General features: G+C 61.0%; 1 pseudogene. It reads left to right on the top strand.

The annotated features are described in order from the left end of the window. Nucleotides 1–210 (top strand): annotated as a pseudogene (gene cysW / locus BC363_RS30605) (sulfate/thiosulfate ABC transporter permease CysW); the annotation flags it as partial. Between the last annotated feature and the right edge of the window lie 113 nt (nt 211–323).

The raw sequence follows: 323 nt of genomic DNA, 5'->3' as shown, positions 1-323 counted from the left end.
TTCGGTGCGGTGTCGGTGGTCTCCGGCCATATTCGCGGCCAGACCAACACCATGCCGTTGCAGGTGGAAATCCTCTATAATGAATATAACTTCGTCGCCGCCTTTGCGGTTGCGACGTTGCTGGCGCTGCTGGCGCTGGTCACCCTCGTCTTGAAAACGGCGCTCGAGCTTCGCTACAGCGCCGAGATCGCCGCCAGCCGCAGGCATTGAAAGGTCCGGATCGTCATGGAAGTCCGCGTTCAGAACATACGCAAGGAATTCGGCCGCTTTCCGGCGCTCGACGACGTCTCGCTCGACATCCGCTCGGGCGAGCTGATCGCGCT

It is taken from the genome of Ensifer sp. LC384 (assembly GCF_001695865.1).
Classification (GTDB): domain Bacteria; phylum Pseudomonadota; class Alphaproteobacteria; order Rhizobiales; family Rhizobiaceae; genus Ensifer.
Note: the sequence above shows the minus strand (reverse complement) of the source record. Positions and strands in the feature narration are given on the sequence as shown.